General features: G+C 35.7%; 29 protein-coding genes, 1 pseudogene and 1 riboswitch. Of the genes and pseudogenes, 10 read left to right on the top strand and 20 right to left on the bottom strand.

The window, feature by feature from the left end; genetic code table 11:
• Positions 1–18: 18 nt before the first annotated feature.
• The 3 genes from CDZ89_RS15380 to CDZ89_RS15390 all read right to left on the bottom strand — a co-directional run bounded on the left by CDZ89_RS15380 (position 19) and on the right by CDZ89_RS15390 (position 2636).
• Positions 19–1179, bottom strand: coding sequence for a hypothetical protein (locus CDZ89_RS15380; protein WP_100333939.1), 1161 nt, complete (start codon positions 1177–1179; stop codon positions 19–21).
• Entirely contained in the window at positions 1163–1708 is a 546-nt protein-coding gene (locus CDZ89_RS15385) for an RNA polymerase sigma factor (RefSeq protein WP_157842757.1), read from the bottom strand. Before CDZ89_RS15385 ends, CDZ89_RS15380 begins: the two co-directional genes overlap by 17 nt.
• A 274-nt stretch (positions 1709–1982) precedes the next feature.
• A complete protein-coding gene (locus tag CDZ89_RS15390) occupies positions 1983–2636 on the bottom strand; it encodes a transposase (protein WP_227521524.1) in 654 nt (217 codons plus the stop codon).
• Between the two features lie 230 nt (positions 2637–2866).
• Positions 2867–2968: riboswitch (purine riboswitch) on the top strand.
• A 177-nt stretch (positions 2969–3145) separates the two neighbouring features.
• Here CDZ89_RS15390 and CDZ89_RS15395 point away from each other — a divergent pair.
• The 6 genes from CDZ89_RS15395 to CDZ89_RS15420 all read left to right on the top strand — a co-directional run bounded on the left by CDZ89_RS15395 (position 3146) and on the right by CDZ89_RS15420 (position 7725).
• Complete coding sequence (locus CDZ89_RS15395; protein WP_096155319.1) at positions 3146–3742, top strand: xanthine phosphoribosyltransferase; 597 nt, start codon at positions 3146–3148, stop codon at positions 3740–3742.
• Between the two features lie 12 nt (positions 3743–3754).
• A complete protein-coding gene (locus CDZ89_RS15400; protein ID WP_096155320.1) occupies positions 3755–5278 on the top strand; it encodes a SulP family inorganic anion transporter in 1524 nt (507 codons plus the stop codon).
• A 148-nt stretch (positions 5279–5426) separates the two neighbouring features.
• A complete protein-coding gene (locus CDZ89_RS15405) occupies positions 5427–5909 on the top strand; it encodes a DinB family protein (protein WP_096155321.1) in 483 nt (160 codons plus the stop codon).
• 215 nt (positions 5910–6124) lie between these two features.
• Entirely contained in the window at positions 6125–6634 is a 510-nt protein-coding gene (locus CDZ89_RS20200; RefSeq protein WP_227521525.1) for a hypothetical protein, read from the top strand.
• A 53-nt stretch (positions 6635–6687) separates the two neighbouring features.
• On the top strand, positions 6688–7119 hold the full coding sequence (locus CDZ89_RS15415; RefSeq protein WP_100333940.1) for a DUF6944 family repetitive protein: 432 nt from the start codon (positions 6688–6690) through the stop codon (positions 7117–7119).
• Between the two features lie 30 nt (positions 7120–7149).
• Entirely contained in the window at positions 7150–7725 is a 576-nt protein-coding gene (locus tag CDZ89_RS15420; protein WP_100333941.1) for a DUF6944 family repetitive protein, read from the top strand.
• Positions 7726–7785: 60 nt separating this feature from the next.
• Here CDZ89_RS15420 and CDZ89_RS15425 read toward each other — a convergent pair whose 3' ends face one another.
• Positions 7786–8496 carry an aspartate/glutamate racemase family protein gene (locus tag CDZ89_RS15425; protein ID WP_096155324.1) on the bottom strand — a complete coding sequence of 237 codons (711 nt, stop codon included), beginning with the start codon at positions 8494–8496 and terminating at the stop codon, positions 7786–7788.
• A gap of 116 nt (positions 8497–8612) precedes the next feature.
• On the opposite strand from CDZ89_RS15425, the gene pdxR reads away from it, so the two are divergent.
• A complete protein-coding gene (gene pdxR, locus CDZ89_RS15430; RefSeq protein WP_096155325.1) occupies positions 8613–10004 on the top strand; it encodes a MocR-like pyridoxine biosynthesis transcription factor PdxR in 1392 nt (463 codons plus the stop codon).
• A gap of 457 nt (positions 10005–10461) precedes the next feature.
• Here the strand turns inward: pdxR and CDZ89_RS15435 are convergent, their stop codons facing one another.
• From CDZ89_RS15435 to CDZ89_RS15445, 3 genes are all read right to left on the bottom strand, one after another.
• Positions 10462–10833, bottom strand: a complete 372-nt coding sequence (locus CDZ89_RS15435) for a nuclear transport factor 2 family protein (protein ID WP_096155326.1) — start codon at positions 10831–10833, stop codon at positions 10462–10464.
• A 255-nt stretch (positions 10834–11088) separates the two neighbouring features.
• Positions 11089–12639, bottom strand: a complete 1551-nt coding sequence (locus CDZ89_RS15440) for a S41 family peptidase (protein ID WP_100333942.1) — start codon at positions 12637–12639, stop codon at positions 11089–11091.
• Positions 12636–13187, bottom strand: a complete 552-nt coding sequence (locus tag CDZ89_RS15445; protein WP_096155328.1) for a GNAT family N-acetyltransferase — start codon at positions 13185–13187, stop codon at positions 12636–12638. Before CDZ89_RS15445 ends, CDZ89_RS15440 begins: the two co-directional genes overlap by 4 nt.
• Before the next feature lie 211 nt (positions 13188–13398).
• On the opposite strand from CDZ89_RS15445, the gene chrA reads away from it, so the two are divergent.
• Positions 13399–14568, top strand: coding sequence for a chromate efflux transporter (gene chrA / locus CDZ89_RS15450; protein WP_096155329.1), 1170 nt, complete (start codon positions 13399–13401; stop codon positions 14566–14568).
• Positions 14569–14618: 50 nt separating this feature from the next.
• Here the strand turns inward: chrA and CDZ89_RS15455 are convergent, their stop codons facing one another.
• From CDZ89_RS15455 to CDZ89_RS20555, 11 genes and pseudogenes are all read right to left on the bottom strand, one after another.
• Positions 14619–15248 (bottom strand): sortase, encoded by a 630-nt coding sequence (locus CDZ89_RS15455; RefSeq protein WP_096155330.1) that lies wholly within the window; start codon positions 15246–15248, stop codon positions 14619–14621.
• Between the two features lie 10 nt (positions 15249–15258).
• Entirely contained in the window at positions 15259–16587 is a 1329-nt protein-coding gene (locus tag CDZ89_RS15460) for a hypothetical protein (RefSeq protein WP_100333943.1), read from the bottom strand.
• A gap of 123 nt (positions 16588–16710) precedes the next feature.
• The gene (locus tag CDZ89_RS15465) at positions 16711–17460 is read right to left on the bottom strand and encodes an SDR family NAD(P)-dependent oxidoreductase (protein ID WP_100333944.1); all 750 of its coding nucleotides are present in this window, start codon (positions 17458–17460) and stop codon (positions 16711–16713) included.
• 15 nt (positions 17461–17475) lie between these two features.
• Positions 17476–18357 carry a GNAT family N-acetyltransferase gene (locus CDZ89_RS15470; protein WP_100333945.1) on the bottom strand — a complete coding sequence of 294 codons (882 nt, stop codon included), beginning with the start codon at positions 18355–18357 and terminating at the stop codon, positions 17476–17478.
• Positions 18358–18652: 295 nt separating this feature from the next.
• Positions 18653–19369, bottom strand: a complete 717-nt coding sequence (locus tag CDZ89_RS15475; protein WP_096155334.1) for a hypothetical protein — start codon at positions 19367–19369, stop codon at positions 18653–18655.
• Positions 19366–20103, bottom strand: a complete 738-nt coding sequence (locus CDZ89_RS15480) for a hypothetical protein (protein ID WP_157842758.1) — start codon at positions 20101–20103, stop codon at positions 19366–19368. The genes CDZ89_RS15475 and CDZ89_RS15480 overlap by 4 nt, the downstream gene beginning before the upstream one ends.
• The gene (locus tag CDZ89_RS15485) at positions 20087–20989 is read right to left on the bottom strand and encodes an ATP-binding cassette domain-containing protein (RefSeq protein ID WP_096155336.1); all 903 of its coding nucleotides are present in this window, start codon (positions 20987–20989) and stop codon (positions 20087–20089) included. The genes CDZ89_RS15480 and CDZ89_RS15485 overlap by 17 nt, the downstream gene beginning before the upstream one ends.
• On the bottom strand, positions 20986–21366 hold the full coding sequence (locus tag CDZ89_RS15490; protein ID WP_100333947.1) for a GntR family transcriptional regulator: 381 nt from the start codon (positions 21364–21366) through the stop codon (positions 20986–20988). The genes CDZ89_RS15485 and CDZ89_RS15490 overlap by 4 nt, the downstream gene beginning before the upstream one ends.
• Before the next feature lie 129 nt (positions 21367–21495).
• On the bottom strand, positions 21496–21693 hold the full coding sequence (locus CDZ89_RS15495; RefSeq protein ID WP_096155338.1) for a hypothetical protein: 198 nt from the start codon (positions 21691–21693) through the stop codon (positions 21496–21498).
• A gap of 21 nt (positions 21694–21714) precedes the next feature.
• Positions 21715–22410: a methyl-accepting chemotaxis protein gene (locus CDZ89_RS20550; protein ID WP_406564930.1), complete on the bottom strand. Its 696-nt coding sequence runs from the start codon at positions 22408–22410 to the stop codon at positions 21715–21717.
• 69 nt (positions 22411–22479) lie between these two features.
• A pseudogene (locus CDZ89_RS20555) lies at positions 22480–23007 on the bottom strand (protoglobin domain-containing protein); the annotation flags it as partial.
• Between the two features lie 211 nt (positions 23008–23218).
• Here CDZ89_RS20555 and CDZ89_RS15505 point away from each other — a divergent pair.
• Positions 23219–24067, top strand: a complete 849-nt coding sequence (locus tag CDZ89_RS15505; RefSeq protein WP_100333948.1) for a manganese catalase — start codon at positions 23219–23221, stop codon at positions 24065–24067.
• 58 nt (positions 24068–24125) lie between these two features.
• Here CDZ89_RS15505 and CDZ89_RS15510 read toward each other — a convergent pair whose 3' ends face one another.
• Positions 24126–25007 (bottom strand): hypothetical protein, encoded by an 882-nt coding sequence (locus tag CDZ89_RS15510; RefSeq protein ID WP_096155341.1) that lies wholly within the window; start codon positions 25005–25007, stop codon positions 24126–24128.
• Positions 25000–25527: a sigma-70 family RNA polymerase sigma factor gene (locus tag CDZ89_RS15515; protein ID WP_100333949.1), complete on the bottom strand. Its 528-nt coding sequence runs from the start codon at positions 25525–25527 to the stop codon at positions 25000–25002. The genes CDZ89_RS15510 and CDZ89_RS15515 overlap by 8 nt, the downstream gene beginning before the upstream one ends.
• A gap of 121 nt (positions 25528–25648) precedes the next feature.
• On the opposite strand from CDZ89_RS15515, the gene CDZ89_RS15520 reads away from it, so the two are divergent.
• Positions 25649–26260 (top strand): Type 1 glutamine amidotransferase-like domain-containing protein, encoded by a 612-nt coding sequence (locus CDZ89_RS15520; protein ID WP_096155343.1) that lies wholly within the window; start codon positions 25649–25651, stop codon positions 26258–26260.
• Positions 26261–26363: the final 103 nt, after the last annotated feature.

Raw genomic sequence — 26363 nt, forward strand, 5'->3', positions numbered from 1 at the left:
AAACTTTTCGAGGCGAAATTAATTCTCATATATCTTCATCGACTCGATGATTGTTGGGATTTTATCTTCAACATCTTCAATCTCCCATAGATATACTAAAAACCTGTTTTTCCCATCATCCCATACCACTATTGTCTTATCCAAATCAAAATGCCCGTAATAGTACACTAACCCGTTACTTGTCACGGCTTCCGTAAAATCACTTTTTAAATCAGGGGCATCCTTATCCATAGGCTGATTAAAGGATACAAAAAGTTCTATAGATTTATTATCTGGGCCTCTGTATTCAACATGGACTGTATCAATGTTTCCACCAAGTGAATACTCCGAATTTACCTCCACTACTTCAAACGGAATAGAGGTAAAATGATAATACGGTCTGCCTACACTATCAAACGCTGAAAGTGATTCCTTCCATTCGTCCGTTAAAACATAGTCATCTTTTTGTTCGACTAAACCCTTTTTCTTAAAAACCTCAAAAGACTGGGCTATTTTAATAATTTCTTTTTGCTCGATTGTGTCTGTATTAATTTTGCCACCTGGAGAAAATACCGTTATTTCTATTTCGTAAACAGCACCACCGTCTTCCCACCAAATACCTTTTACATTTTCGCTGTCCCAATAAAAGCCTTTTAAATCTTTTCTAATATCAACTTTTTGCTCATCTGTAATCTGCCGTTCATATTCACTACCTTTTTGCGTTAATCTCATCCAAACACTTTTATCCTTCATTTGTCCAAAATACGTAACTTCTATTACAGTAATATCTCCGTCTAAGTATTCTACTACCCCCTTTTCATTTATATGATGTGGACCAAACTGATCTCTGTTTAATTCTACTTTCTCTACTTCAAAAGGAGCTTGTGTCGGAAGCTTTATCTCTCTTTCCATGTCATCCCAGTCTTGCTTCTCAAGTATTTCTTTTCCAGCTAGGAACCTTTCAACATCTTTAGCATATAATGAGCCTCTTTGTAAAAGCATGCCACTTGATAAAAAAGTAAAAAGTAGTACAATGGCAGCGATTGTGGCAAATGTAACAGGAACATAGAAGAAGATTGTGTTTCTTTTCTTCCCACTGCGTAATCTTTGTTCTATTTTCATGGCAGTCTTTTCATCCATATATAAGTCAGGTCTTTGTTTTAAAGGGGTTAGCCATTCTAGATTATTTTGTTCTTTCAAAGGTCAACACTCCTTCCTCATCTTTGCCAATTTTCTTCCGCATTTGCTCAATGGCACGATGATAGGTCACTCTAACTTTTGATTCACTCCAACCTAAAATCTCTGAAACTTCTTTAGGGGAAAATTCTTTTAAAGCTCTTAAAATGATGACTTGACGATAATCGTCCTTTAATGTTGTAAGTGCTTCTTGAAGTACTTGCCACTCTGCTTTGTTGCCAACTGAATTTTCAGGTGATTCTGCTACAAATGTTTGCTCTTTTCCCCATTTCATCGGTAGTAAGCGTTGGAATTTCTTTTTTCGAAAGCTATCAATTGTCGTATTTCGTGCGATGGACATAATCCACGTTCTTAAATTGGACCTCCCTTGATAGCGTTCGATACTTTTCATTGCCTTCAAAAACGTATCCTGTGTTAAATCTAAAGCTTCTTCCTTGTGGTTTGTTAAATACAAACAATATTGATACACGTCTTGATAATACGGACGGTACACTTCCCTCAAAAACACATCTGCTAACTTTTTCTCACTCAAACTAATCCCCCCAATACAACATCCATTCCCACTTAATAACTAATAGTCGATTCAATAAGCATACTGTTACACTTAAAGTAAAAAAAATCCAGGTGCCAGGCACCACCCGATATTTGTCGAATAACAACCATGGAAGCCCTTGGGATGTGAATCACCCGAGGGCTTCCATGGTTGAAAAATCGTTTTAATTAAAAATATAGTTTCTTATCCTATATTTCCCTCACCACTGTAAAAAAATATAAATTCTATATATATTTTCCATTATATTAGTTTACTAGGAAAAATTACTAGTAGAAATTAGTGGACTTTTTGTTGAAGTTTTACGAAGTGTTATAGTGCTTCTTTTATCTCTATCATTTATTATTCGTTGGAGATTTTTACAATACTCCCTGTAATGAAAACTTCTTTCGTTGTCATCTTTTCCTTGAAATAAGTTAAGCAGTGGCTCTATGTTGATGTATGGTTGGGGAATACTATTTGAAGTTTGTTGTGGATTGAAGTATTGATAACTACTCCATTTATACTCTTTTGGATCTTTTACTATATTAGCTTTAACGGGGTTATAGTGAATATAATGACTTACGTCCATCAACCCTTTTCTATCTGTGATAGCTTCACTGAAAAAACGGTTTTCAAATACATGGCCTGTTAAGTTGTATTTGCTGTTAAAGTAAGTTGCATACCTCTTGTTCAGTAAACCCATTAATGCAGATAGATTTAATTCTTTTGTTCGAACTAGTAAATGATAATGATTAGTCATTAAGCAATATGAAGTAATTTCGAATGGTGCCTTGTCATAAATATAATCAAGTATATAGAAAAATGCATGAAAATCAGCTCTATTTCTAAATATCGCTTCCTTCCTATTCCCTCTACACCCTACATGATAAAAATGATCTGGTTTCCATTCTCTCTTTCGTCTTGCCATTGTAAAACAATCACCTCTTTATTGATTTCTCACTACTAAATTATCAAAAAACTATTTGCAAATCAAACACTACAAAACCAATTGATTCGACAAATTTCGGGTGGTGCCTGGCACCTATGTCGAAGCCGAACTTTTTTGGTTTTTTGAATATTTTTATTCGTTTTTTTAGTCAAAGGGGTTTTCAAATGGATGTTTTTGTTTTATAATCACTACTATTAATCATGGAATTACGAACCTTAATTTAATACTCTCGTATAATAGTGGGGATATGGCCTACAAGTTTCTACCAAACCACCGTAAATGGTTTGACTACGAGTACTGAATGATACTTTGCTTTTAGTTTACTAGTCTCACTAGTTAACGATAAGCACGGTCGACTTTATATTTCCTTTCAACAGTAAATATAAGCCGAATGTCTTTGGTCACTTGTAGATTATTTACAACGACTAAAGGCGTTCGGCTTTTTTGTTTTTTCAAACCACCTTACCCTAACAAAAGGAGGCATCATCATGTTACAACTTCAACATGCCATTTTAGAAAAAGGAACAGTCCTATCAGACGGTGTACTTAAAGTGAACACTTTTCTTAACCACCAAATAGACACAGATCTCATGATTGAGATTGGAAGAGAGTTTGCTGATAGATTCAAAGATGACCAAATCACAAAGGTTTTGACATTAGAATCTTCCGGAATTGCACCAAGTTTTATGGCGGCAAACATGCTTCAAGTTCCTCTTATTTTTGCAAGAAAAAAGAAATCTCTCACTCTTCAAGACAATGTTTTTACAAGTAGTGTTTATTCATTTACAAAACAAGAAACAAACGAGATTACTGTCTCAAAAGAATTTTTAGAAAAAAACGACCGAGTTCTTATCATAGACGATTTCCTAGCTAATGGTCAGGCTGCATTGGGCTTAGCAAATGTTGTAGAGCAGGCTGGTGCAACCGTGACTGGAATCGGCATCGTAATAGAAAAATCTTTTCAACCTGGTAGACAGCAACTTCTTGATACCGGTTACCGTGTTGAGTCCCTTGCAAGAATTCAATCTTTACAAAACGGCAAAGTAACCTTCTTACAACAAACTGAAATAACCCACTTGAGCTAGGAGGAAGAAAAAATGTCAACGAAATCAGTAGTATATCCATGGTATAAAAAAGAAGATACAGACGCTTTTTTTGCACTCTTTCAAAATAACTTAGCAAACTTCGTCATCATTGCCGTAACGATGCTAGGCTTAGGATTCCCTGCTAGTATTGTTTTCGGTAAAGTAATTCCAGGTGCTGCGGTTGCCGTTATTGTTGGGAACCTATATTATGCATACATGGCAAATCGATTGGCACAAAAAGAAGGACGAACGGATGTTACGGCCCTTTCATACGGGATCAGTACACCAGTTATGTTTGTGTTTTTATTCGGAGTACTACTACCAGCAAAAACGTTAACTGGAGACCCTGAACTTGCATGGAAAATTGCGGTGGCGGCTGCTTTTTTAAGTGGATTTATAGAAGTTGCTGTAAGCTTTACCGGGAACTGGATACGCAATCATTTACCGCGTGCAGCGATGCTTGGGGCTTTAGCTGGTGTTGCATTAACTTTTATCGCTGGAGAAATGCTTTTTAACACATTTTCCATTCCAGTTGTTGGATTAGTATCATTAATCATTATCATTGTTGGGGTTATCGGAAAGATGGCAATGCCTTTCAAAATTCCAACTACACTTTTTGCCGTATTAATTGGAACGATTTTAGCATTTGTCTTGGGGTATCAATCTCCTGAAAAAATATCCGATGGATTAGCAAACATTGGATTTTATCCAATATTACCAACTTTAGCAGCTTTTGAAGGTATGACGTTTTTATTTGGGGCGTTAATTGGATTGCTGGCTGTTATTTTACCAATCACTTTATATAACGCAATTGAAACGATGAATAATGTGGATGCTATGGCTGCTGCCGGGGATTCTTACGATGTTCGTGAATGTCAAGCAGTTGACGGCGCAGGGACAATGATAGGCGCTATGTTTGGTGGACTTTTCCCAACAACTGTTTATATTGCAACAGTTGGTTCTAAACAGATGGGAGCAGGTCGAGGATATAGTATATTAAATGCTGTTGTTTTCGCGATTGCCGCGATGACTGGTGGAATTGCTGCACTTTCTTCCATTATTCCTTTAGCTGCTGTTGCCCCAATCTTAGTTTTTGTTGGATTATCGATGGTAACAACTGCTTTTCAATCTAATGATAAAAAATATTTTCCAGCAGTTGCAATTGCGATGTTACCTTATTTCGCAAACTATGTGATGACACGCTTTAACAACCCTGCAGGTGAAGTAGTCGCAGGCATTTCAGAAGGAATCGTGCCACTAGGCCAAGGTGCTATGTTCACTGCCATCATACTTGGAGCAATTACCGCCTTCGTTATTGATCAACAATATAAAAAGGCAGCCATCTTCTCCTTGGTTGGTGCACTAATGTCGTTTGTTGGATTCATGCATGCACCACAATTAAACTTTAACGCATCACCTGAATATACAATGGGCTATATTCTAGTTGCGGGATTCTTACTTTACTGTGCATACAAAGGAAAAGTTGCAAACGAAAAAAATACAGATTCATATACAACAAAAGATAAAGCCGCTTAATTATTACAGGAGTGTTTCAGGTACCTGGCACCAGAAACACTCCTGTAGTCTTTTTTTATTTATTTTAAAATACAGATAATTCCCTATTGAATATTCGGTGAATTGCACTTAGAATATAAGGAAACTCTTTAGCTAGGTGGTTTGGTAAATGAAGTCAGTAATTCAACAATATGCTTACATAAAACAGTCTAGAGAAGTGTTATTTTCTTATTTAGAATCCGTCTCGCCTCAAGATTTAGTACAAGAGCACATCTCTTTTTCAGGAAAGTCATTGATAGAATTGCATTTACATGTGGCAAAATGCTATGAAACTTGGATTTCTCGTTTTTTAAATGAAGAAAAAGATGTATTAAATGGCAGCACTCCAGAAACAGTATCAGAGCTAAGAAGTGTTTTTCATAATGTAAATCAACTTGTAGAAGAATTCTTCCAAAAAGCTGAAGGAGAGTTATTTGAAGAACAGGTTTATAGCTTTTCTAACGGAAGAGAAGCTACATTCTCTCCTCTTTGGTTATTTACACACGTAACAACCCATGAATACCACCATAAAGGACAAATAGTTTCACTAGGTAAACAATTAGGTTACAAGCCCCCGTTAACCGATTTAGTAAATATTATATGGAATGATTAATTAGAGAGTGGACTTCATTTTAGAAGTCCACTTTTTTTATTACAAGAATGTTAAAGGTGCCAGGCACCTTTAACATTCTTGTAATATTTCTTTGTTGTGACAAGCGCCCACAAGTTTTATAGGTTATGGCATATGATACAGAGTACAGTACCCGGAAATAGAATGTTAGAGTTTGCAGTTTGATTAAAATTATACAGAAAGAGGAGGAACTACAATTGTATAGACAACATTGGAGAGGACCTTCCGTATACTCACCTCGATCTCACGATGGTGGTTACGGTAAAGGACACGGTGGAGGTTTTGGTGGAATAGGATTCCCTCTATTAGGCGGTTTAGTTGGAGGATTAGTTGGTAGTGCGCTATTTAATCAAACTGGGTTCGGTGGTGGTTACCCAGCAGGAGGTTTTGGTGGCCCAGGTTTTGGTGGTGGTTATCCTGGCGCTGGTTTCGGTGGTCCTGGCTTTGGTGGTGGTTACCCTGGCTTTGGTTTCGGTGGTCCTAGCTACGGTGGTGGTTACCCTGGAGCTGGTTTTGGTGGTCCTGGCTACGGTGGTGGTTACTCTGGAGCTGGTTTCGGTGGTCCTGGCTACGGTGGTGGTTACCCTGGTGTTGGTTTCAGTGGTCCTGGCTATAGTCCTAGTTACACAGAATCAAATTTTGGTGGAACAGGTTATGAAAGTTACCCTACCTCACAATACGGTACTGGTTACGGTGGACAACAATAATACCAACTCTACCTTAATAGAAAAACAATAGTATGACGAACGAAGAGGTGAAGATGGTGGACTTTAAAAATTCATCCCAAATTTCCAAATCCGACAAACATAATGCTAATCCTTCATCTTCCCTTGAAGAAAAACTCTTCCAAGGAGTCGCAACTGGCGTATGGATACAGCTATTTGGCCAAATCATCGAAGCTGTTAGCTTTTCCAAGTTGGTCCATTCAAAAGGAGAAAAGGCCACAGAACTTGAAAAAGGTATCTTACTTGGGATTTGGATTTCAGCCATCGGCAACTTTTTAGAAGCAATTGGTGTATCCCAACAACTTACAGTAACTTCTCCAGAAAAAAAACTCCAAGCTCAACGACTATCTGCCTCTGGTAACTGGGCGCAAGCACTAGGCGCTGGGGTTGAAGCAACAAATGAGACAGCCGAAATACGTAAAGAAGAAGAAGGGTTAATTTCTCCCTCTACAACTTTTGTTCCATAACACACTTCTAACATGAGCGCGGTGGACAACATGTTTTCTCATACAGAAACTCTGAATATTTCAGGTGCATGGCTACAATCCATTGGCACGCTTATCGTTGCGGTTGCTGAAACAGAATACGTTAATAACCAAACTCCTATTTATGATTTAATCATTATTGGCAACAGCTTCCAAGGTATCGGCAATAGTCTTCAAGGGTTCGCTGGAATTTTACAACAACCTGAGAGTGATCCCATAAGTATATTAGGTAGCTTTACGCAAGCTTCAGGTAACGCAACAGGAGTCTATAGCGCCGCATTAAACATCCAATCACTTACAACCAAAAGCCAAGATTACAATATACTCGGTAGCTCACTTCAATCACTAGGTGCTGGACTAGAGGCTAGCTCAGAAAGCACACAAAGTGACCCGTTTAGTCTTGAAATTACGATTGGATATAGTTTGCAATCTCTAGGTGCTGGACTTGAAGCAATCGGTGGACTTTATGTAAAAAAGTCTAAGTCAACTACCGGCAATCTCATGACACTAATTGGTAGTTACCTACAGTTTTACGGTGCTACAATTGCCGCTATCGCCATTACAAAACAAGCATTAACCCCATCATAAAAAAAGGCCAAAATCCAAGTCTAAAACTACACTTGAATTTCGTACAGCCATTCTTAACCTTTATACTTTTTGTAATTTTTCCTCTTTCAACGCAAACTCCACAGCAGCTACTGCATGTATATACGTTGTATCAAACAACGGCACACTTGTGTCTTTTTGCTGAATCAATAAAGGAATCTCTGTACAGCCTAAAATGATTCCGCCTGCACCTTCTTGCTGAAGCTTTTCGATAATTGTTAAATATTTCTCTTTCGAACTCTCTTTCACTTTCCCTTTGCACAGCTCTTCATAAATAACATCATGGACAACTTGACGGTCATCCTCGTTCGGAACGACAACTTCAATACCTTGCTTTTTCAAAAGCTCTTTATAAAATGGCTGTTCCATCGTAAATTTCGTCCCAAGAAGCCCTACTTTCGTAATCTTCTGTTCTTCAATTTTTTCAGCTACTGTATCCACAATGTGCAATAACGGGATATCCAAGTTCTCTCTCATTTCATCTGCGCAAATATGCATCGTATTTGTACAAATAACGATAATATCAACCCCACCATTTTGCAGCGTTTTTCCTGCTTCGATCATTCTCTTTGTTGCGATGTCCCATTTTCCACTATGTTGCAATTCCACCATTTCTTCAAAATTAAAAGAATACATAACTATTTTAGCAGAATGTAAACCACCTTTTTGCCTCTTCACCATTTCATTAATGTAACGATAATATTCAGAAGTCGATTCCCAACTTAATCCCCCAATTAACCCTATTGTTTTCATACTATATCCCCCATGTTGTTCATTTCCCCCATCGTAACATGGTATACTGGTCCTTAATAGTACCAATTTTCTAATATTTACGTAGTACCAGATTTACTCAAAAGCAGGTGACAACAGTGTTATGGTTTGAAATCCATCGTTCTAGCGAAAAAACATTAACTGAACAAGTTTATGAAAAAATTAGCCAAAAAATCTTAGATAACAGTTTAAAAGAAAACGAGAAGATTCCTTCTTCTAGAGAGCTAGCAAGTTCCTTAGGCATTTCTCGAAATGTAATTTTAGAGGCTTATCACCAACTAGAAGCGGAAGGATATATACAAATTCGCCCACGATCGGGTACCTTTGTCTCAACCGGAACTTCCATTTCACAAATAAAAAGTGAAGCGCATTCCGATCCGAATTATCATATAACTTTTCCAAAGGGCGACAAAACAATTGATTTTAAAGCTGGGAATCCCGCAATGGATCAATTCCCTCGTCCTATTTGGGGGAAAATTGCCAAAGAAGTTTGTCTCGATTCACCGAACAGTCTATTTGGTTACCTTCCGAAAAAAGGAATATGTGACTTACAACATGCATTGGCAACTTATTTAAAAAAGATGAGGGGTGTAACTTGCCATCCAAGACAAATTGTCATTACATCTGGGGCGACTCAAGCACTCTCATTCATTACAAAATTACTAAAAGATCACGGTGATTTTGTAGCAGTAGAAGATCCAGTTACAGATGAAATGAGGAATATTTTCACAACAGGCGGTGCATGCGTTATGCCAATTCCAACAGACGAATTTGGTATCATACCGAGTAAGCTTCCTGTAAAAGAACAGCCACATTTCTTATTTGTGATCCCGTCTCATCAATTCCCTTTAGGTGGTACTTTGCCAATTCAAAGAAGAATTGAGCTAATTACGTATGCACGTAAACATAACTGCTATATTGTAGAAGATGATTATGATAGCGAATTTACTTATGAAGGGGTACCAGTGAGGTCTATGCAGGGGCTTGCTCCCGAAAAAGTAATTTATGTTGGAACTTTCAGCAAAATATTATCTCCAGCTCTTCGGATTGGCTATGCTGTTTTGCCAGAAGAATTAGTAGAACCTTTTCAACACATAAAGTGGTACTCGGACCGACATAATTCCTCCTTAGAGCAACTAGTTTTAGCAAGATTTATAACAGAAGGACATTTGCAAAAACATATTAGAAAAATGAAACGTATTTACCAGAAAAGGCGTGAAACGCTAGTGCAGGAACTTAATAAACATTTCCCCCACGTTACCATCATTGGACAAAAAGCTGGAATGCATTTAGTAGTAGACTTCAAGCATGTCGAATTTACGAGCAAGCTCATGCAAAAAGTATATGATAATGGAGTTACCGTTTACCCAGTTGAACAATATGCACTTGAAAAAGGGAGACATAGATCCAAAATTGTGATGGGGTATGGGAGCTTGAGTGAAGAGGAAATTAAGAAAGGTGTTGCTTGGTTGAAGGAGGTTTTAAACTAATAGAATTACAATTTATTACTAAAAAAGGATGGGATAAAATTTCACTGAAGTTCATATTGTCTAAAGAAAAATTCGAAAATGAACTTGATAAGGTCTCTCAAGTTCATTTTCACCAATTAAAAGTTTAATAATGAACTTGATAAGGCCTCTCAAGTTCATTTCCAGCAAATAAAAGTTCAATAATGAACTTGATAAAGCCTCTCAAGTTCATTTCTAGCAAATAAAAGTTTAATAATGAACTTGATAAGGTCTCTCAAGCTCATTTCCAGCAAATAAAAGTTTAATAATGAACTTGATAAGGTCTCTCAAGTTTATTTTCACTAAAGGAAAATTCAATAATGAACTTGATATATAAGATGTTGTGGCAAAACCATTGAACATAAATTGAAAAGTCTCCTAGAACAGTCGTATACTCTTTATAGCCTCTCCTATGTCCCAGCGTCTTTTATCAAAATAATTAATTCTCTACGTCTGTTACCTGTAAATCCGTTACCGTTCCTTGATGAAAATAAAGTTTCCATTTCCCGTCTATCAACTTCCATATCGAGCTTCTCAACGTATTTCGATTTTTCGTTTTATTATGAACAAGATAAGTTGTTAGTACAACACCTGGTGCTAATGGACAAAATTCAAAATCATGTAAAGACATCTCATCTAATGATAATCCATTGGTAAGACAATCTTTTTTATAGATTTTCTTGCCTGAACTACCTATCTCAAAGAAATCATCAGAAAGTATTTTATCTAATTCTTCTGTTGAACTACGAACCTCAATATTTAAATGGCTTTCTTCTAATCTTTTTATTTGTTCTTTACTGTACATACTCATTAATTTCACTCCTAAAATATACTTTCATCTTGTTACCTCTTAATAATTCAAATCACTTCTTTTAGAGTAAATAATTTCATAGAAACAAGTTGATTAAACTTGATAAAAAATTAAAGAGATAAATCCAATCATAATTGCTCCCCATCCTGTATTATTCGCTGTATTTTCATCACCATTGTGTATTTTATTAGCTAAAGACACACAATTAACAAAAAATATAATCGCTACAATTGGTGTTAAGGCATAAATAAAAACTCATTTTTCCACGTCCAAACTATTTAGAGTTTTTAATATAAAATTAATTATTCGTTGTTCCGCACGATCTGGTCTAACCCAAATATCAGGCTGAATACCTATTCCTTCTTTATTTATTAAATCCGGGCTATAGTTAAAGAATGTCGGAACTAACATTTCTACTTTTGTATTAGGAAGTTGCCACGATAAAGAATCTCCACTAATCATCGTACCCATTGTGTTCATGCCAATTACGGTTGTATTATTTGCTTGTTTTAATGCAGCAACAAGATGTTCGGAAGCTGAAGCTGTATTATTATCGACCAAAATAAAGATATGTGTGTGATTGTCATCGATTTTTCCAAATACTTTTTCTTCGATTTCCCAGTGTGGCTCGGATAATTCTCCAATATCTTGCAATCTGAAAATGTTAGAAAAATCCTCTTCAAATAATTGGTGAGAAACTCCACTATTCTTATACTTATCAAGTGTATCTTGCAAAAAAATCATACTAGTCTTCGAAAATAGATGAAGATGCTGTGCGTGAATCCCAATCGACTTTCCAAAAAAATCCTCCATCCAATATTTCATCACATACATGCTTCCGCCAGTATTTCCACGTAAATCTAAAACAAAATAGGGCTTACCTTTAAGTTTTGTAGCTGTATCGATAATGTCGTTATAATCATAAGAATCATTTTCATAAACCATCATACTTCTTATTTGCAACCAAGGAACTCCTTCTTTTTCCGTAAGTGCAAAGCGTGCACCTGATAAGTGATGGGACAACACTTTTGACTCTTGCCTCAAATTAACAGACACTTCTTTCATTCCTTGATTATCTATTAAATTTAATTTCCAATCTCTTTCTGCATTACTTAAAGGGCTAGAGAAAATGGCAGGATTAAAAACGATTTCTCCACTATCGTTAAGGGTTGGATATAAGTATTTTTCTAATTGTTGATCGTCATTAATAGCTACTAAACTAACACTTTCATCAGATGTTAAAATAAATTCCATCTCTTCATTTTGATAAAAGCTATATTGATCTGTGAGATACAGTGCATGATGAAAATCTCCCATTTTAGCTTCATTAATGGTGAAGTGGCCATCTACGATGAAATCGTAATGGCTTCTCAATAGTGCAGTAAATTGGTATTGATCTAACTTTGTATTATCATTAAGATTTCGGATATGTTGAATCAGATCTGTCTTTGCCTTATGAAAGGATTCGTCCCCACCCATATATTCAAAAAGTGGATACATATACTTGACTGTTATATGGAATGTTTCCACATCCTCTATCATTTGTTCTTTTGTAAAAGTGTTGGACGGAGGTCGGCCATTACTTACTCTTAATGACTGAAGAATTTCATCTGATAACTCCTCTTCTTTACTATTTGAATAGTCATATAAAATGTGTGAAATGTCCTGAAAATCATGTTCTATGTAGTGGCGATTGTTTTCTTTCAACTTTGGTAAAACTTCGATAGCCTCCGAATCGATAGTTACACTATTTACGCAGCCAATAAGCATTATAAATGACAATAATACTATTCCTATGTTCTTCAATTTTCCGCGTCCTTCGTTGAATATTCTATTTGCCAGCAATCTCTATATTCACCTTCATGATATTCTTGCTTTGGGAGGAGTTTAATTTTTTGAAAGCCACATTTCTCATAACATTTAATTGCTCGCTCATTCCATGTTTGAGGGTCCATAACGACTTTAGATGCTTTTTTGTTGGTTGATAAATAATCTACCATCGATGAAACGAGTAATGTGCCTATACCTTTATTCCAGTAATCCACTTCACCGATAAATTGATCCATACCATAGATGATTTCCTCGTCATCCTCATAGCCGTAAAGCATACGATACTTCGGGTCTACTTCGTAAAATTGAATGTAACCAATCGGGCTATCATTATATCCGACGAGACAGCCATTCACACCATCTGTTTCATCGTAAAAGCTCTCATTTACCATATCTAAGTCATGAGGATTATCTCTTCCTTCGTAGTACTCTAGTACTCTCGGGTCTGATAACCATTTCACTAAAAGTTCTTTGTCCCTATCTTCTAACAATCGAACTGTAAGTTTTCCGCTCGTATATAACATTCTTTATCCCTCCGTAAGTTCACACAAAAATATCTACTCTTATATTTCTGTATAAAAAAGCCAATTTCCTTCTAATTTCGAAATACATTCAAATGTAAAGATTTCATTAAATCCATAACCACCTTTCCATTAGATCGTTATGGAATGTTACAATGATGTTAAAAGTGCCAGGCACTTTTAACATTATTGTAATAAAAGGAGCTTGAAGCTGATGTTAAGACGTTGGATAGAGATATTTCTTATTTCGACGCGGTTAGGTTTTACTTCGTTTGGTGGACCTGTTGCGCATTTAGGGTATTTTCATACAGAGTATGTTCGACGGAAGAAATGGATGGATGAGAAGAGTTATGCAGATTTAGTTGCTCTATGTCAGTTTTTACCTGGACCAGCAAGTAGTCAGGTTGGAATTGGTATCGGAGTTATGCGTGGAGGAATCATCGGAGGAATCATAGCTTTTATTGGCTTTACCTTTCCTTCTGTTGTTGCACTAATTTTATTTGCATTATTTTTACAAGCAATGAATGTTACAGACCTTGGTTGGATTCAAGGCTTAAAGATAGTTGCTGTAGCTATTGTCGCACATGCCATTTTAGGGATGGCGAAAAATTTAACCCCAGATGTAAAGCGAAAAACAATTGCCTTACTTGCACTAATTGGGACGCTTTTATGGCAAACTACCTTATCACAAGTAGCTGTAATTCTTATTGCGGCTTTTGTTGGATACCTTCTTTTTAAAGAAAATCAACAAGAAGCAAAGGAAAATAGCTCCTTTCCTATATCAAAACGTTTTGCTCTTATTTGTTTAACTATATTTTTTGGTTTACTCGTACTTTTACCTATATTAAGAGAAGTTACATCTTCAGGGTGGATAGCTATGTTTGATAGCTTTTATCGTGCGGGATCTTTAGTATTCGGTGGAGGACACGTGGTTTTACCACTATTAGAGCGTGAATTTGTTCCTACTGGTTGGATTAGTGAAGAAGCCTTTCTTGCGGGATACGGTGCGGCTCAAGCTGTACCTGGTCCATTGTTTACATTTGCTGCCTATCTTGGTGCAGTAATGAACGGTTGGCAAGGCGGAATACTTGCTACAGTCGCGATTTTCTTACCAGCATTTTTACTTATCTTTGGTACACTTCCATTTTGGGCCATTATTAGAAACAACCCTAAAATTACAGGTGCAATTATGGGAGTTAACGCTGCCGTTGTTGGAATCTTAATTTCAGCGTTCTATTATCCGATTTGGACAAGTACTATTGTGTCTACTATAGACTTTGTTATCGCAGCTTTCTTATTTAGCATGCTAACGTTTTGGAAACTTCCACCTTGGATTGTTGTGTTAACTGGTGCGATTACTGGTTATATTTTAACGCTACTATAAAAAAAGTTTGAGTAGAAATCGGAATTTTAGTCCGACCTACTCAAACTTTTTTACTGTTTATATAGTTTTGCCTTCACAATTAACCTAAATTCATCTGAATAAAGTGGCTCACAAGTTATTAAAGTAAGCTCTGCTTCATCTGTTGGGTCAAGGACAGATAGGTCATCAGGGAGAACGACTAAAATGTCATACACTTCGAATTTGTATTCTCCACTAAGTGTTTCTAAATACACGATGTCACCTATCTCCACTTCTCCCATACGGTGGAAAAACTGCCCGTACGTATGACTTCGATGTCCAGCTATTGCTATATTACTATTTTCTTCAGGTAAAGATGTAGAAGTCATCCATCCAACTGCATTTTTCAATACATCATTTGTTACACCTGGTGCTATCATAACATCAACATTAATGGATGGTATCTTTAACTGTCCAACTAGACCACTTTCCATAATTTTTTCTCGAAAAGGATTAGTTGGGGGTGTTAAAGAAGACCTCTCTTCTTTTGTTAAAAATTTTTCTTCAGAATTATCTGAAGCATACGCACGATTTAATGAGTTCCACTCTGAACGTAACGTGGATTGTGATTCGTTAACGGACCAGTTGTGATAAAGTGGTAGACATAAAAATAATATGCCAATAGCTATTAAACTTACACTAAGAATTCTCCATTTATTCATGATGATAACCCTATACTTGAATGTTTGTAACTGGTTTAAAACGGAAGAACAACACAGAACCTGCCGCTACCAATAATGTTCCTACTGCAAGGTAAATCCAACTTGATAACCACGAACCTGTTTTCGGAAGGGCAACAACAGATAAATTCTCTTGATTTACATTTTGTAAACTCCCAGTACTGCCAGTATTCGTATTAACTGGTGAAATAGGTAGTTGCTCCATTGTTTCTTCCTCTTCAACTGCTTCTATTGATTCTACTGACTCTTCTACTTCTTCTGTTCCTTCAGTCACTTCACTATTTTCGCTAATTGCCACAAACTCTAAAATTGTATCAACAGAAAATTCGATATCCTGTTCATCCGTAATTAACCTTAAGATAAAATCGTTATTGTTTAAGTTAGCAACACCATTTATAAAAAACGCTTCCAAATCTAAAACGATTTCTTCATCGTAAGTTTCTAGAACAACGGAAAGGATATTGTTTTGATGGAATACAGGCTTTCCATTCATCTGCCTAACTTTATCCCAAACCATAAATTCTGGTAGTACTATTTGAACTTCTAACGTATTAAATCGCTCTTTTACTAATCCTGATAAATGCACCTTCATATTGGCCTTCCACTGTTCCTTGTCTTTTTGGACGATTGACCCTTTTAATTGCCCTTTAACGTACACTGGGTCTTTCACAATATTCTCACGAGGTAGTATTGTTATAAGAATATCATTTAACTCTAGTACATCGCTTTCCTCTCCAATATTTCCAGTTACCTTTGCATTGATCGTTTTCTGCAGGATACCTGGAGTCGCATTGACAAGGATTGATTTAGTAAATGTTAACTTTTCTAAAGCTTCCATTGTTCCTAAAGAAAAGATTACATTGTTCTGATTGTTCGTAACTATACTTTCGTCTAAAAGGGTAATAGAATTGTCTAATTTCAATTCTACTAAAACATCGGTAAGTGGTTCTTCACGTTTGTTTTCTATATTAATAGTAAGGTGAAGCATATATTCATTTTCTTTTTCAGCGGTTGGTTCTGCTACCACATCCACCGAACCACTAATATGTCCTTCCCCTACTAAATCATTTTCTTCAACTTTTACTTCTTCCTCTACCAACTCTACCTCTTCTGATACATCATTAACAATTTCTTCTTCAACATCCATGGTCTTTTCTTCTTTTTTCCCGTCAGCATGCTCTTCCGATTCATTTGTTACCAACACTACAACTTCTTCACCTTCTACTTGCTCAAACCCTTTTTCTTCTTGCTCTGATGCTAATACTAACGTTGGACTTACGATTAACAAAATAGATAGAAATAAAGTGCCAAAAATCTTCAAAATATTTCCTCCCTTTAGTAGATTCCTAGATTTACTACCCATAACAAAAGAAGGAAAAACATAAAATTTCAACAAAAGGTGCCAGGCACTCGTCGACTTTTGTCGAAAAGCACCTAGCATCTGTTATTCTTCGTATAACATTTTTCTTGTCATTCCACCATCTACTACTAGGTTGGTTCCTGTAACAAAGTTGTTTTCTGGTGAAGTTAAATAAAGGCATGCACGTGCAATGTCAGCAGGTTTGCCAACTCTGCCAGAAAAGTGTTGTTTATGGTCTTTTTCTCTTAGGTCATCGTACTCCCCAGTTTCAATCCATCCCGGTGAAATGGCATTTACCGTAATGCCATATTCACCTAACGTTGCGGCAAGCGCATGCGTAATTGCTACCATTCCACCTTTAGAAGCAGCATATGCTTCTGAATTAGGTTCAGACATCATCGCACGTGTAGAAGCAATATTAACAATCGATCCACCAGTTCCACCTTTACGCATCACTCTCGCTGCTTCTTTTGAACAAAGAAAAACACTTCTAAGATTTGTGCTTAAGACATCGTCCCATTCATTAAGCGACATTTCAAAAAACGGTTTGAATATAGATTTCCCAGCGTTATTAATGAGAATATCTACTTTAGAAAATTTGTCATGAACATGTGAAAATAATTGTTGGACACTTTCTTCTTTACTAACATCTGTTAGAACAAATTCTACATTTCCACCGTTTTGCAATATATTTTCTTTAACACTTTTACCTGCTTCAATATCTATGTCTGCAAGTACAACATTAGCTCCATTTTCGGCATACATAGTTGCTATTTCTTTCCCGATACCGTTAGCCCCACCAGTCACGATAACAACCTTTTCTGTAAACTTCATTTTCTACACCTCTTTCTAAGAAATGTCTTTCTCCAAGTAAACTAAAGTGTATATCTCTTCAAACCCTATCTTTTTATATAACCGAATGGCCTGTTCACTTTTTGCATTCACACATAACTGAATTTTGTTAATAGAATCAAAAGATAATAGCCAACTCACACCGTGCAATAGTAGTGCTTTCCCTATACCCTTACCTCTATACGCTGGACTAACTGCAAAAAACTCAATCGATGCATCTCCAAATTCAGGATTTGCCTCCACATAAATATATCCAGCAAATTCACCATCTCTTTTACAAACAAATAGTTTATTAAGTTCATTGACGTTATCGATCATTCGCTTGCCAGATAGGTAAGTGTTAGGAAAAATTTCGTTATGTAAATCAACAACAGCCATTCTTTCTTGGTCAGCCATTTCCTTCATTCCACCAATGTATTGTTCCGCTAATTGTTCTTTTGTAATCGTTAAAATAGAGTGAAGTCCTTTTTCTTCAGCAGATTGTTTAACGGCAAAATCTAGACAATTTCTATTAGATTCATTAACAAAGAAACTAAGAGTTTTTACTTCCCTAGGTACAATCTTTAGAATAGAGTCCCACATCAAATCACTAATCTTTCCTGATTTTGAATGCACTACAAATGGACCCCATGTTTCGGCTTGTTCATTTTCTAAGTCAACATCAAATCCTAATACACCTACTAATTGGTTATCTTCATACGCCATTACAAAGCTTTTATGAAAAGGAATATCGCTGAAGTCATTCAAAAGAGCATTTTCAATCTCCTCTACCTTTGTACCGATATAACCGATGTGATGCTCGTTCTGTTTATTTAAGGTTCCTATGAAGCTCGCAATCTTGCATGCTTCTTTAATTGTAGGGAATGTAATAGAAATCATGTCTACTTCCTCCTAAATATGTGGTAAAACAATCATAACATTCTTTTGAAACAAAAATAAAACGCATAGGCTCATTCTCTGAACCTATGCGTCACCCTAATTTATATAAATTGTAAGTTGTTTAAAAAGGAGCGGGTACCAATAAAAAATAATACATATATAAAATTAATAAAAAGATTACAAGTAAAATAAAAAACGCAACTTTCAACTAGTATTCCTCCCTTGTATTTCAACAGTATTACAGGTGCCTGGCACCCGTAATATTGTTTAAACATCCCTGTAATTTTTGTTAATATTATTTGCCTATTTCGTATAGGTAGACGTGGTTTTCGTCATGGATGATTTCGATGTTTTTTGGGACACGGAGATAGATAATTTCATCACTAATGTATGAATAGTCATGGTTCATTCCGTATGGATTTTTATCTGTAAATAAATAGAACGGAAATCCATGTTGCACAACACCAATCCTTAATTCTTGTTCATACATTCGAGTAATCTCTATTTTCCCCTCGTCTACCGTTACATTTACTGGGTCAAATTTGTCGGAAAAGTCCACTCCGTTATCAATTACACGTCGCTTAATTACTAACATTTCTACTTTATTTCCATCTTCCTCCAGACGCTCTACTACTACTTCTAACGGGTTGTATTCGTGAAAATGTTTTAGAATTAACTTATTTTCAGGAAGACTAAACTCACTTCGCTTTTGGATTAGTTTTTCATCAACTGATGAAATCCTGCCAGCATAAATCTCCTCGGATATCTTAAATTGTTCAGATGACTCAAACTCTCTTTCTGCTAAATCTACCTTCACCTCTTCAGAATGTATAAAAGGTGAAACAACAAGTGCAACTATTAAGATTCCAACATAACCATACAATATAGTGAACCTTTTTCTTGAAGAAGAATATTTATTCTTTGCTTTATCTCTTCCTCTAACTAAGAACATAGTAAAAATAACAACCAAAACTAACAATATTAATGGCCATACTACCAATATAGCTGTCATTGTCTAACCTCCATTCTTTTAGAAAGATAGACTGTTGCTGAAAACAACAAAAATACCGTAACTAATTGTTTAAGAAGAAAAAGAGAAAATATCTTTTCTTGAAAATAAAACTCAAAGATTGTTGGAATAAAAGACAGTTGCATCATGAACATCCCAATAAAAACAACTGGTAGCACAAACTTTAAGGTTGGTAACAACTGTGTTAACACACCTACAAAATATCCAATAGAACTTACAAACAGCATAATCAAAATTGTCACGACAATGCCAGTCAAATACATCTTTAGAGTTATATCTAGGTCATGGTAAAAGATTGATGGCTTATTCGAGTGATAAATGGAAGCAACCACATTCAACAAATGCCCTGATAAAATACTAGTAATAGCAGCAAAGATTGTAATGGAAACGAGAAACAATATATTAGATAAGCTATAAGTCAATCGATTTGTAACGAAAGTAAAATCGTCTTCTCGATACACTTTCGTTGCCATAGTGAAAGAGATAATGAATGCCCACACGAGTGTAAAGCCAATCACTACATCTACAGAATAGTGAGCTCTCATTATTCCAACTCCACCAGAATAAGAACCAGATGAACTTGTACTTATAAGTGAAAATAACACAGCCATTAATTGAACTAATACTAAAGGAGTATATACATTCACTGACTTTAATTTATATAGGTACTGCTTTTTCACAATCTCAGAAACAGACGGTTTACTTAAATACATCATCTATTCCCCCTACCGTTTTATCTGTCATATAGACGCTTAAGTCACTTGCTGAAACCTTCGAAACATCCAATCCTTTAAGCCTTGCCATATCCAGCATTTCACTCGAAAAATCATTTTTCACAACCGTATATACTTTACCAAACTCTAATTCTTTCGTATGAATTCTGTCTTTACCAGCAAGCCAATCATCTAAAACCGGTGCTGGCCCCGTAAATGCCACTGCATATTCCTTAAACTCTTCAATGGGCATATGCAATACTACTTTCCCTTCGTTAATTAACAAAACATCTTCAATAATGTCTTCAATCTCTTCCATATGGTGACTTGATAATAGAATTGTTCTTGGATTTGCCAAGTAATCTTTCAGTAAAGCACGGTAAAAATCTTTCCGAACCGCTGCATCCATTCCAGTTGTTGGCTCATCGAATATCGTTAAAGCACATCTAGATGCCAACCCTAAAATCATATTAAACGTACTACTCTTTCCTTTTGATAAGCTTTGGTGGCTTTGCTTCGGATGGAAGCTAAAATAATCAAACAAACGCTGAGCCAACTCATGATCCCACCTCTCATAAAAGGTGCCAGTCACTTGTAATATTTCGGAAACATTCAGTGTCGCTGGAAGGCTCATTTTGTCGTCTACAAAAATGCTATTTGCTGAAACCAGTAAGTTATTGAATGGTCTTTCACCAAACACTTTTATATCTCCAGTAGTCTCATACATATATCCAGCTATCAACTTTAATAATGTTGATTTCCCTGCACCGTTTCTTCCAATTAGTCCTGTAATTTTATTTTGTTCAATCTGAAAAGTCGTATTTTTTAATGCGTAGTGAGTTCCCCCGTAGTATCTTTTAGAAACATCTTTACACTCTACTACATTCATCTTCCTTCCTCCCCGCTCTTCATTTCTTTAATCATCATGATCAATTCATCTTTTGTTACATTTAAACGTTCTGCTTCTATTACAACCTCGGCAACTAACCTTTTTAACGTATATGCTTTTCGCTTCGCCAAAATAATGTCCTGCGCTCCATTTGTTACAAACATTCCTAACCCTCTTTTCTTATAGAGAATTTGTTCATCTGCTAAGATGTTTAGTCCTTTTGCAGCTGTTGCAGGATTAATGTTAAAGACTTCTGCTAACTGATATTGGGAATAAACTTTTTCATCGTTTTTAAAATTCCCGTTTAAAATCTCTGTCTCCAACCACTCGGCTATTTGGACATAAATTGGTTTATCGTCATTTAGTTTCAAAATCACACCACCTATCCGACATAGTGCATTACTCTTGTAATGTACTATATTACACTTTCCAAAATAAAACAACTGTAATCGTTCGACAAAAAAATAAACACAGCCTCTTTAAAAGAAAGACTGTGTTCACTATGTTTAAACGAACTTCCAAATGTATAATCCTAATCCAGCTGCTAGAAATACAACTAAAGCGATATAAATGTAAGTTAGTCTTGATAAATTACCTTTTGTCGCGTTATCGTAGTTTTGATCACTGTTAGAAGCAAGTGAAATAGTGACAAATAAGCCACCAGCTAATATTATGATTGCAACCGCTATTAATAAATACGTCATCTTATCTCCTTTCTAACCCTATTATTCCATGTCATTTGTTATCATTGTTAACTGATCTGCTGACAAAGCAACTTCTTCAAACGCCTTTCCTAATTCCAATAACACATTTTTGAAAGCAACTAATTCGCTCTGAACTTTATTATTCTGCTCTTTCGTTTCACCCATCGTTCGGTTAATGTCTTTAAAATGATTTTCCGTTTCATCCATTAATTCATTTCCACTTTCAACTGCTTTTATAATTTTATCGAGAGAAGCAGTTAATCGTGTTACTTGCGTATTTGTATTATTAATCAATTCAGAAACATTCGAAACAGACTTCTTCGTTTCTTCCGAAAGCTTACGAACTTCTTGAGCTACGATTGAAAATCCTCTTCCATGTTCACCAGCTCTTGCTGCTTCAATCGCAGCATTTAAAGACAACAAGTTTGTTTGATCTGCAATACTTGTTACGATATCTACAATATCCTGCATCTGCTGAGTTATATTTAATAAATTTTCTACGTCACTTGAGATATCATGGACGGACGTTTGAATGTTATCCATATTTCCGTTTTGTTTTTCTATTTGTGCTTGTCCCTTTTGGGAACGGTCTTCGGCTAACAACGATAGTTCCGTACCTTTATTAGCAAACGAAACAATCTCCTCTGATTGAACATTTAATTGATAGAAAGACGCATTTGTTTCTTCAGCAATCGCTGCTAAATTTTCCGCAGCCAAAGCAACACTCGTTCTAATCTCAGTCTTTTGTTTGGCAACTACTTCTTTTAATCGTTCTGTTTCAAGATCATAAGCTTCTAATACTAATTGTTGCTCTAGATTTAATATTTTCGTAACGGCTCTAAAAGCCCTCAAGATCTCTTCTTTTGTTTCTAAATTCTCTTCTATTAAATCAGTCAAAGCTAACAATAAATCTTGGAATGCACACATGTACCATTTCGTTTGCAACCCTATTTTCACATGCATATGGGCAATTTTTGTTCTTTTATAGAAAAATTCCTCATCTATTACACCATTAAACATTTCCGTAATATGACGTTTTAACGTTCCTCTTAATCTCTCAACGGAACTATGATCATTTATAATACTTTTCAGAGATTGTTCGTTTTCTAAGTTTTCATAAAACCTAATAACAATAGAATCTATTTTTTCTAAAACAAACGGCTCCAGACTTTTCATAATTTGCAAATCCGTTTTTGTTAACCCAATCATAGAAATTTGCTTACTAATGGAGCTGTTATCTTTTATATTCAACACAACATTTTCATTTTCGAATTGTAGTTTTTTTATTTGTTTTTCCTTCTGTTTAAAAAACATGTTACATACCCCCGTATGTTTATGAGACCAATTTACTATCTATCATACACGTTTCGATGTACGAAAAATAGTGAAAAAACATTTACACTATAAGAATAGTAAATACTTATTTTTTTCGCGCCACTAAAATTTCTCTTACAAGACAAACACCTAACACTAATAATTTTAATAAAGTATGTTGATGAGTCAATTTGATGAGAGGTGTGTGCAATTGTTTTATCATGTAAAAGATCTTCAATATAACGCAAAGCCCGAAAGACCCGATCCAATATTTGCAAAAAAGTTACAAGAAATTTTAGGTGGACAATTTGGTGAAATATCTGTTGCGATGCAATATATGTTTCAAGGCTGGAACTTAAGAGGTAACGGGAAATACAAAGATTTATTAATGGACACTGGTGCTGAAGAGTTAGCCCATATTGAAATGCTTTCTACGATGATTGCTAGATTATTAGATGGGGCACCTGTTGGAGATTTGGAAAAAGCCGCTGAAAATCCAGTAATCGGTGCCATTCTTGGTGGGATGAATCCTCAACATGCCATAGTATCAGGTTTAGGAGCAATGCCAGTAAATAGTGTTGGTGTTCCTTGGAACGCTGGTTACATTATTGCTAGCGGCAACTTACTTGCTGATTTCCGAGCAAACTTAACAGCTGAATCTCAAGGTCGCCTTCAAGCAGTTAGACTATATGAGCAAACGACAGATCGCGGTGTGAGAGACATGCTTTCATGGTTAATTGCTCGTGATTGCATGCATCAAAATCAATGGATTGCTGCCATTAAAGAATTGGAAGCAAAAGAAAATGTTGTTGTACCAAGTACATTCCCAAAAGAGTTGGAAAAACAAGGAGTTTCATATACACTATTCAATTTATCAAGTGGTAATGAGAGTGCAACTGGTAGATGGGCACACGGAACAAGTATGGATGGGCTAGGAACATTCAATTACGTAGAGAACCCAGATCCACTAGCCAAAAGGCCTACCTTACAACCAGCTCCACCTTACATGCACAATACACTACCACAAGTGTTACGTGAAGTACCACCTAACATGTATTAAAAGAAGGAAAAGCTGCCCAAATAAATGGAGCAGCTTTTCCTTCTTTAAAATAGTGTTATCATGAAGTCAATACTCGACTTAAGTACGATAAAACAACCATAATGATAATCCCAACCATCATCATAGCCCCACCTTTTAACCTTTCTAACCTTATTAAAAAAGTAATAAGCCCAAACCCAATAAAACCAAATGAAACAGCATACAAGAATAGACTCAAGGTGAATAAAATAACTTTCCAACCGCTCCCCTTATACGAAAAATCATACATACCAAAAACAAAGTCTTCTAGTAACTTCTCATATTCCTTATTTCCTAATTTTTCCGTATTGTATCTTATCTGATACGATCCACCTTTTAATGCATTAAAAGATGCTACATAATAGTGCTCATTTTCTATTGATACTACTTCATAATTTACTTTCACATCGTTATAAAATCCTCGGTACGGTGCACTCAACTCTGATTCTGTATAAGTGCGGTCACTATACATGACACTAAAAATAACATCTTGAAGTTCTGAAAAACCGAATATAATATCTTCTTGCTCACGTACCTCTACTTGTAGATTATCACCTATATCTCTTACATAGTAAAAAGTAGTATCTACCCCGCCCTGGTCATTTGGTGTTTTTTGAACATATTTAATAATATAATCATCATATTCTGATATAAAAACACTATATCCATAAATATCCTTTAACGATTCACTAGCATTAAAACTCCGTACACTTTCTTCTTTTGTCGAAAACAAACTTGGGACTAAAACAATAAATAATAGAAATGCTACTGCTACTGCCACATAATAGTTGAAGGGCGGACGTCGTTTCGGAGCTTGTTGTAATGAACGGAGTATTCTTTGTTTCTCAGTTGGAGAAACTTTTACATCATGTAAAATAGATCGATTCCACCTACTCTTTAGTCCTTTGAACTTTTCATCCATGCATCCCACTTCCCTTCAACATCTCTTTTAATTTCTGCCTTGCCCGATGTAACCTCGTTTTAACCGTATTCACTTTTACACCTAGTAACGAACTAATCTCTTCAATATGTAATTCTTCATAATAAAAAAGGATAATAACCTCACGAAACTGGATTGGTAACTTCATTACTTGTTCATATAAGAGGATATCTTCCTCATTCTCAATTAGAACATGCTCTGGCGTAGTCTGATTTATGTTTATGGAACTTACCTTTTCTTTAAAAATAAGGTTACGAAAACTCCACCTCTTTAATGTATCTTTACATTTGTTAATCGTTATCTTAACTAACCAAGTTTTGTAGCTGCTTTCCATTCGAAAGTTATTTATATTTTTATAGCAAGAAACAAAAACATCTTGAAGAATGTCTTCTGCTAATGCATGATCTTTGATATACATGTAAGCTAATCTCTTTAAATCAGTGCCATATTCATCGATTAGTGATTCCATTAGCTCATGATTTTCTAACTTGTTGTTCTCCATCCGCTTCCCCCTTTCTTTCATAAAATAGACGACGCTACACAAGTTCAAGTTCCCATTTTCTCAAATAAAAGGTTTTTTGTTGTGTTTATAGAATTATTAACGTACAGAGGTGAACAAGAGTATGAAATTATTAATGACTTCCAGCGGTTTTTATACAGATGAAATTAAAGAGGCGTTTTTCGAACTAATAGAAGACTCACCTCTTAACTTAAATGCAGTTATAATCACTACCGCTTCCGCTCAAAAAGAAAATAATCGCTTTGCCAAAAAGGCACATCAAGAATTCAAAGAAATGGGATTTCAGAAAGTACAATTTTTAGACGTGGAAACGGACGATGCCTCTTCTCTTCTAGACTACCATGTACTATACATTAATGGTGGGAATCCATTCCATTTACTAATGAATTTGAAAAAAAGTGGTGCCAGTAACATCTTGAAAAATTTAGCAAAGGAAAACGTAGTAATAGTAGGGGTTAGTGCTGGAGCAATGGTATTAGGCAGCAACATTCAAGTTGCACAATTTTTTACACCAGAAATGAACACAACTAAGTTAAAGAAGTTAGATGCATTAAAGCTAACAGACAAATTAGTCTTCCCTCACTATGACAGAGAAGATTTATTCCGAAACAAAAAGAGTTTAACGATTGAACAGCGATTATTGCAATTCGAACAAAAAATGGGTCAGCAAGTTATTCGGTTAAAAGATGATGAATTTGTTTTGATAAAGGATTAGTCAATCGAGGTTATACTTGCTCCGTTATTTTTAAGAAAATAGTCTATAACTTTGCAGTTAATAGGTTTTGGAATATATTTTTTTACACTTGTAAAGAAATTTA

Origin of the sequence: Bacillus alkalisoli (assembly GCF_002797415.1) — a bacterium.
In the GTDB taxonomy this organism is placed as follows: Bacteria; Bacillota; Bacilli; order Bacillales; family Bacillaceae_I; genus Bacillus_CD; species Bacillus_CD alkalisoli.

Coding starts and splice junctions, on each gene's coding strand:
- CDZ89_RS15390 (WP_227521524.1), bottom strand. CDS start 2,636: ATGGCAAGACGAAAGAGAGAATGGAAACCAGATCATTTTTATCATGTA.
- CDZ89_RS15395 (WP_096155319.1), top strand. CDS start 3,146: ATGTTACAACTTCAACATGCCATTTTAGAAAAAGGAACAGTCCTATCA.
- CDZ89_RS15400 (WP_096155320.1), top strand. CDS start 3,755: ATGTCAACGAAATCAGTAGTATATCCATGGTATAAAAAAGAAGATACA.
- CDZ89_RS15405 (WP_096155321.1), top strand. CDS start 5,427: ATGAAGTCAGTAATTCAACAATATGCTTACATAAAACAGTCTAGAGAA.
- CDZ89_RS15415 (WP_100333940.1), top strand. CDS start 6,688: ATGGTGGACTTTAAAAATTCATCCCAAATTTCCAAATCCGACAAACAT.
- CDZ89_RS15420 (WP_100333941.1), top strand. CDS start 7,150: ATGTTTTCTCATACAGAAACTCTGAATATTTCAGGTGCATGGCTACAA.
- CDZ89_RS15425 (WP_096155324.1), bottom strand. CDS start 8,496: ATGAAAACAATAGGGTTAATTGGGGGATTAAGTTGGGAATCGACTTCT.
- CDZ89_RS15435 (WP_096155326.1), bottom strand. CDS start 10,833: ATGAGTATGTACAGTAAAGAACAAATAAAAAGATTAGAAGAAAGCCAT.
- CDZ89_RS15445 (WP_096155328.1), bottom strand. CDS start 13,187: ATGTTATATACGAGCGGAAAACTTACAGTTCGATTGTTAGAAGATAGG.
- chrA (WP_096155329.1), top strand. CDS start 13,399: ATGTTAAGACGTTGGATAGAGATATTTCTTATTTCGACGCGGTTAGGT.
- CDZ89_RS15455 (WP_096155330.1), bottom strand. CDS start 15,248: ATGAATAAATGGAGAATTCTTAGTGTAAGTTTAATAGCTATTGGCATA.
- CDZ89_RS15465 (WP_100333944.1), bottom strand. CDS start 17,460: ATGAAGTTTACAGAAAAGGTTGTTATCGTGACTGGTGGGGCTAACGGT.
- CDZ89_RS15470 (WP_100333945.1), bottom strand. CDS start 18,357: ATGATTTCTATTACATTCCCTACAATTAAAGAAGCATGCAAGATTGCG.
- CDZ89_RS15475 (WP_096155334.1), bottom strand. CDS start 19,369: ATGACAGCTATATTGGTAGTATGGCCATTAATATTGTTAGTTTTGGTT.
- CDZ89_RS15480 (WP_157842758.1), bottom strand. CDS start 20,103: ATGATGTATTTAAGTAAACCGTCTGTTTCTGAGATTGTGAAAAAGCAG.
- CDZ89_RS15485 (WP_096155336.1), bottom strand. CDS start 20,989: ATGAATGTAGTAGAGTGTAAAGATGTTTCTAAAAGATACTACGGGGGA.
- CDZ89_RS15495 (WP_096155338.1), bottom strand. CDS start 21,693: ATGACGTATTTATTAATAGCGGTTGCAATCATAATATTAGCTGGTGGC.
- CDZ89_RS15510 (WP_096155341.1), bottom strand. CDS start 25,007: ATGGATGAAAAGTTCAAAGGACTAAAGAGTAGGTGGAATCGATCTATT.
- CDZ89_RS15515 (WP_100333949.1), bottom strand. CDS start 25,527: ATGGAGAACAACAAGTTAGAAAATCATGAGCTAATGGAATCACTAATC.
- CDZ89_RS15520 (WP_096155343.1), top strand. CDS start 25,649: ATGAAATTATTAATGACTTCCAGCGGTTTTTATACAGATGAAATTAAA.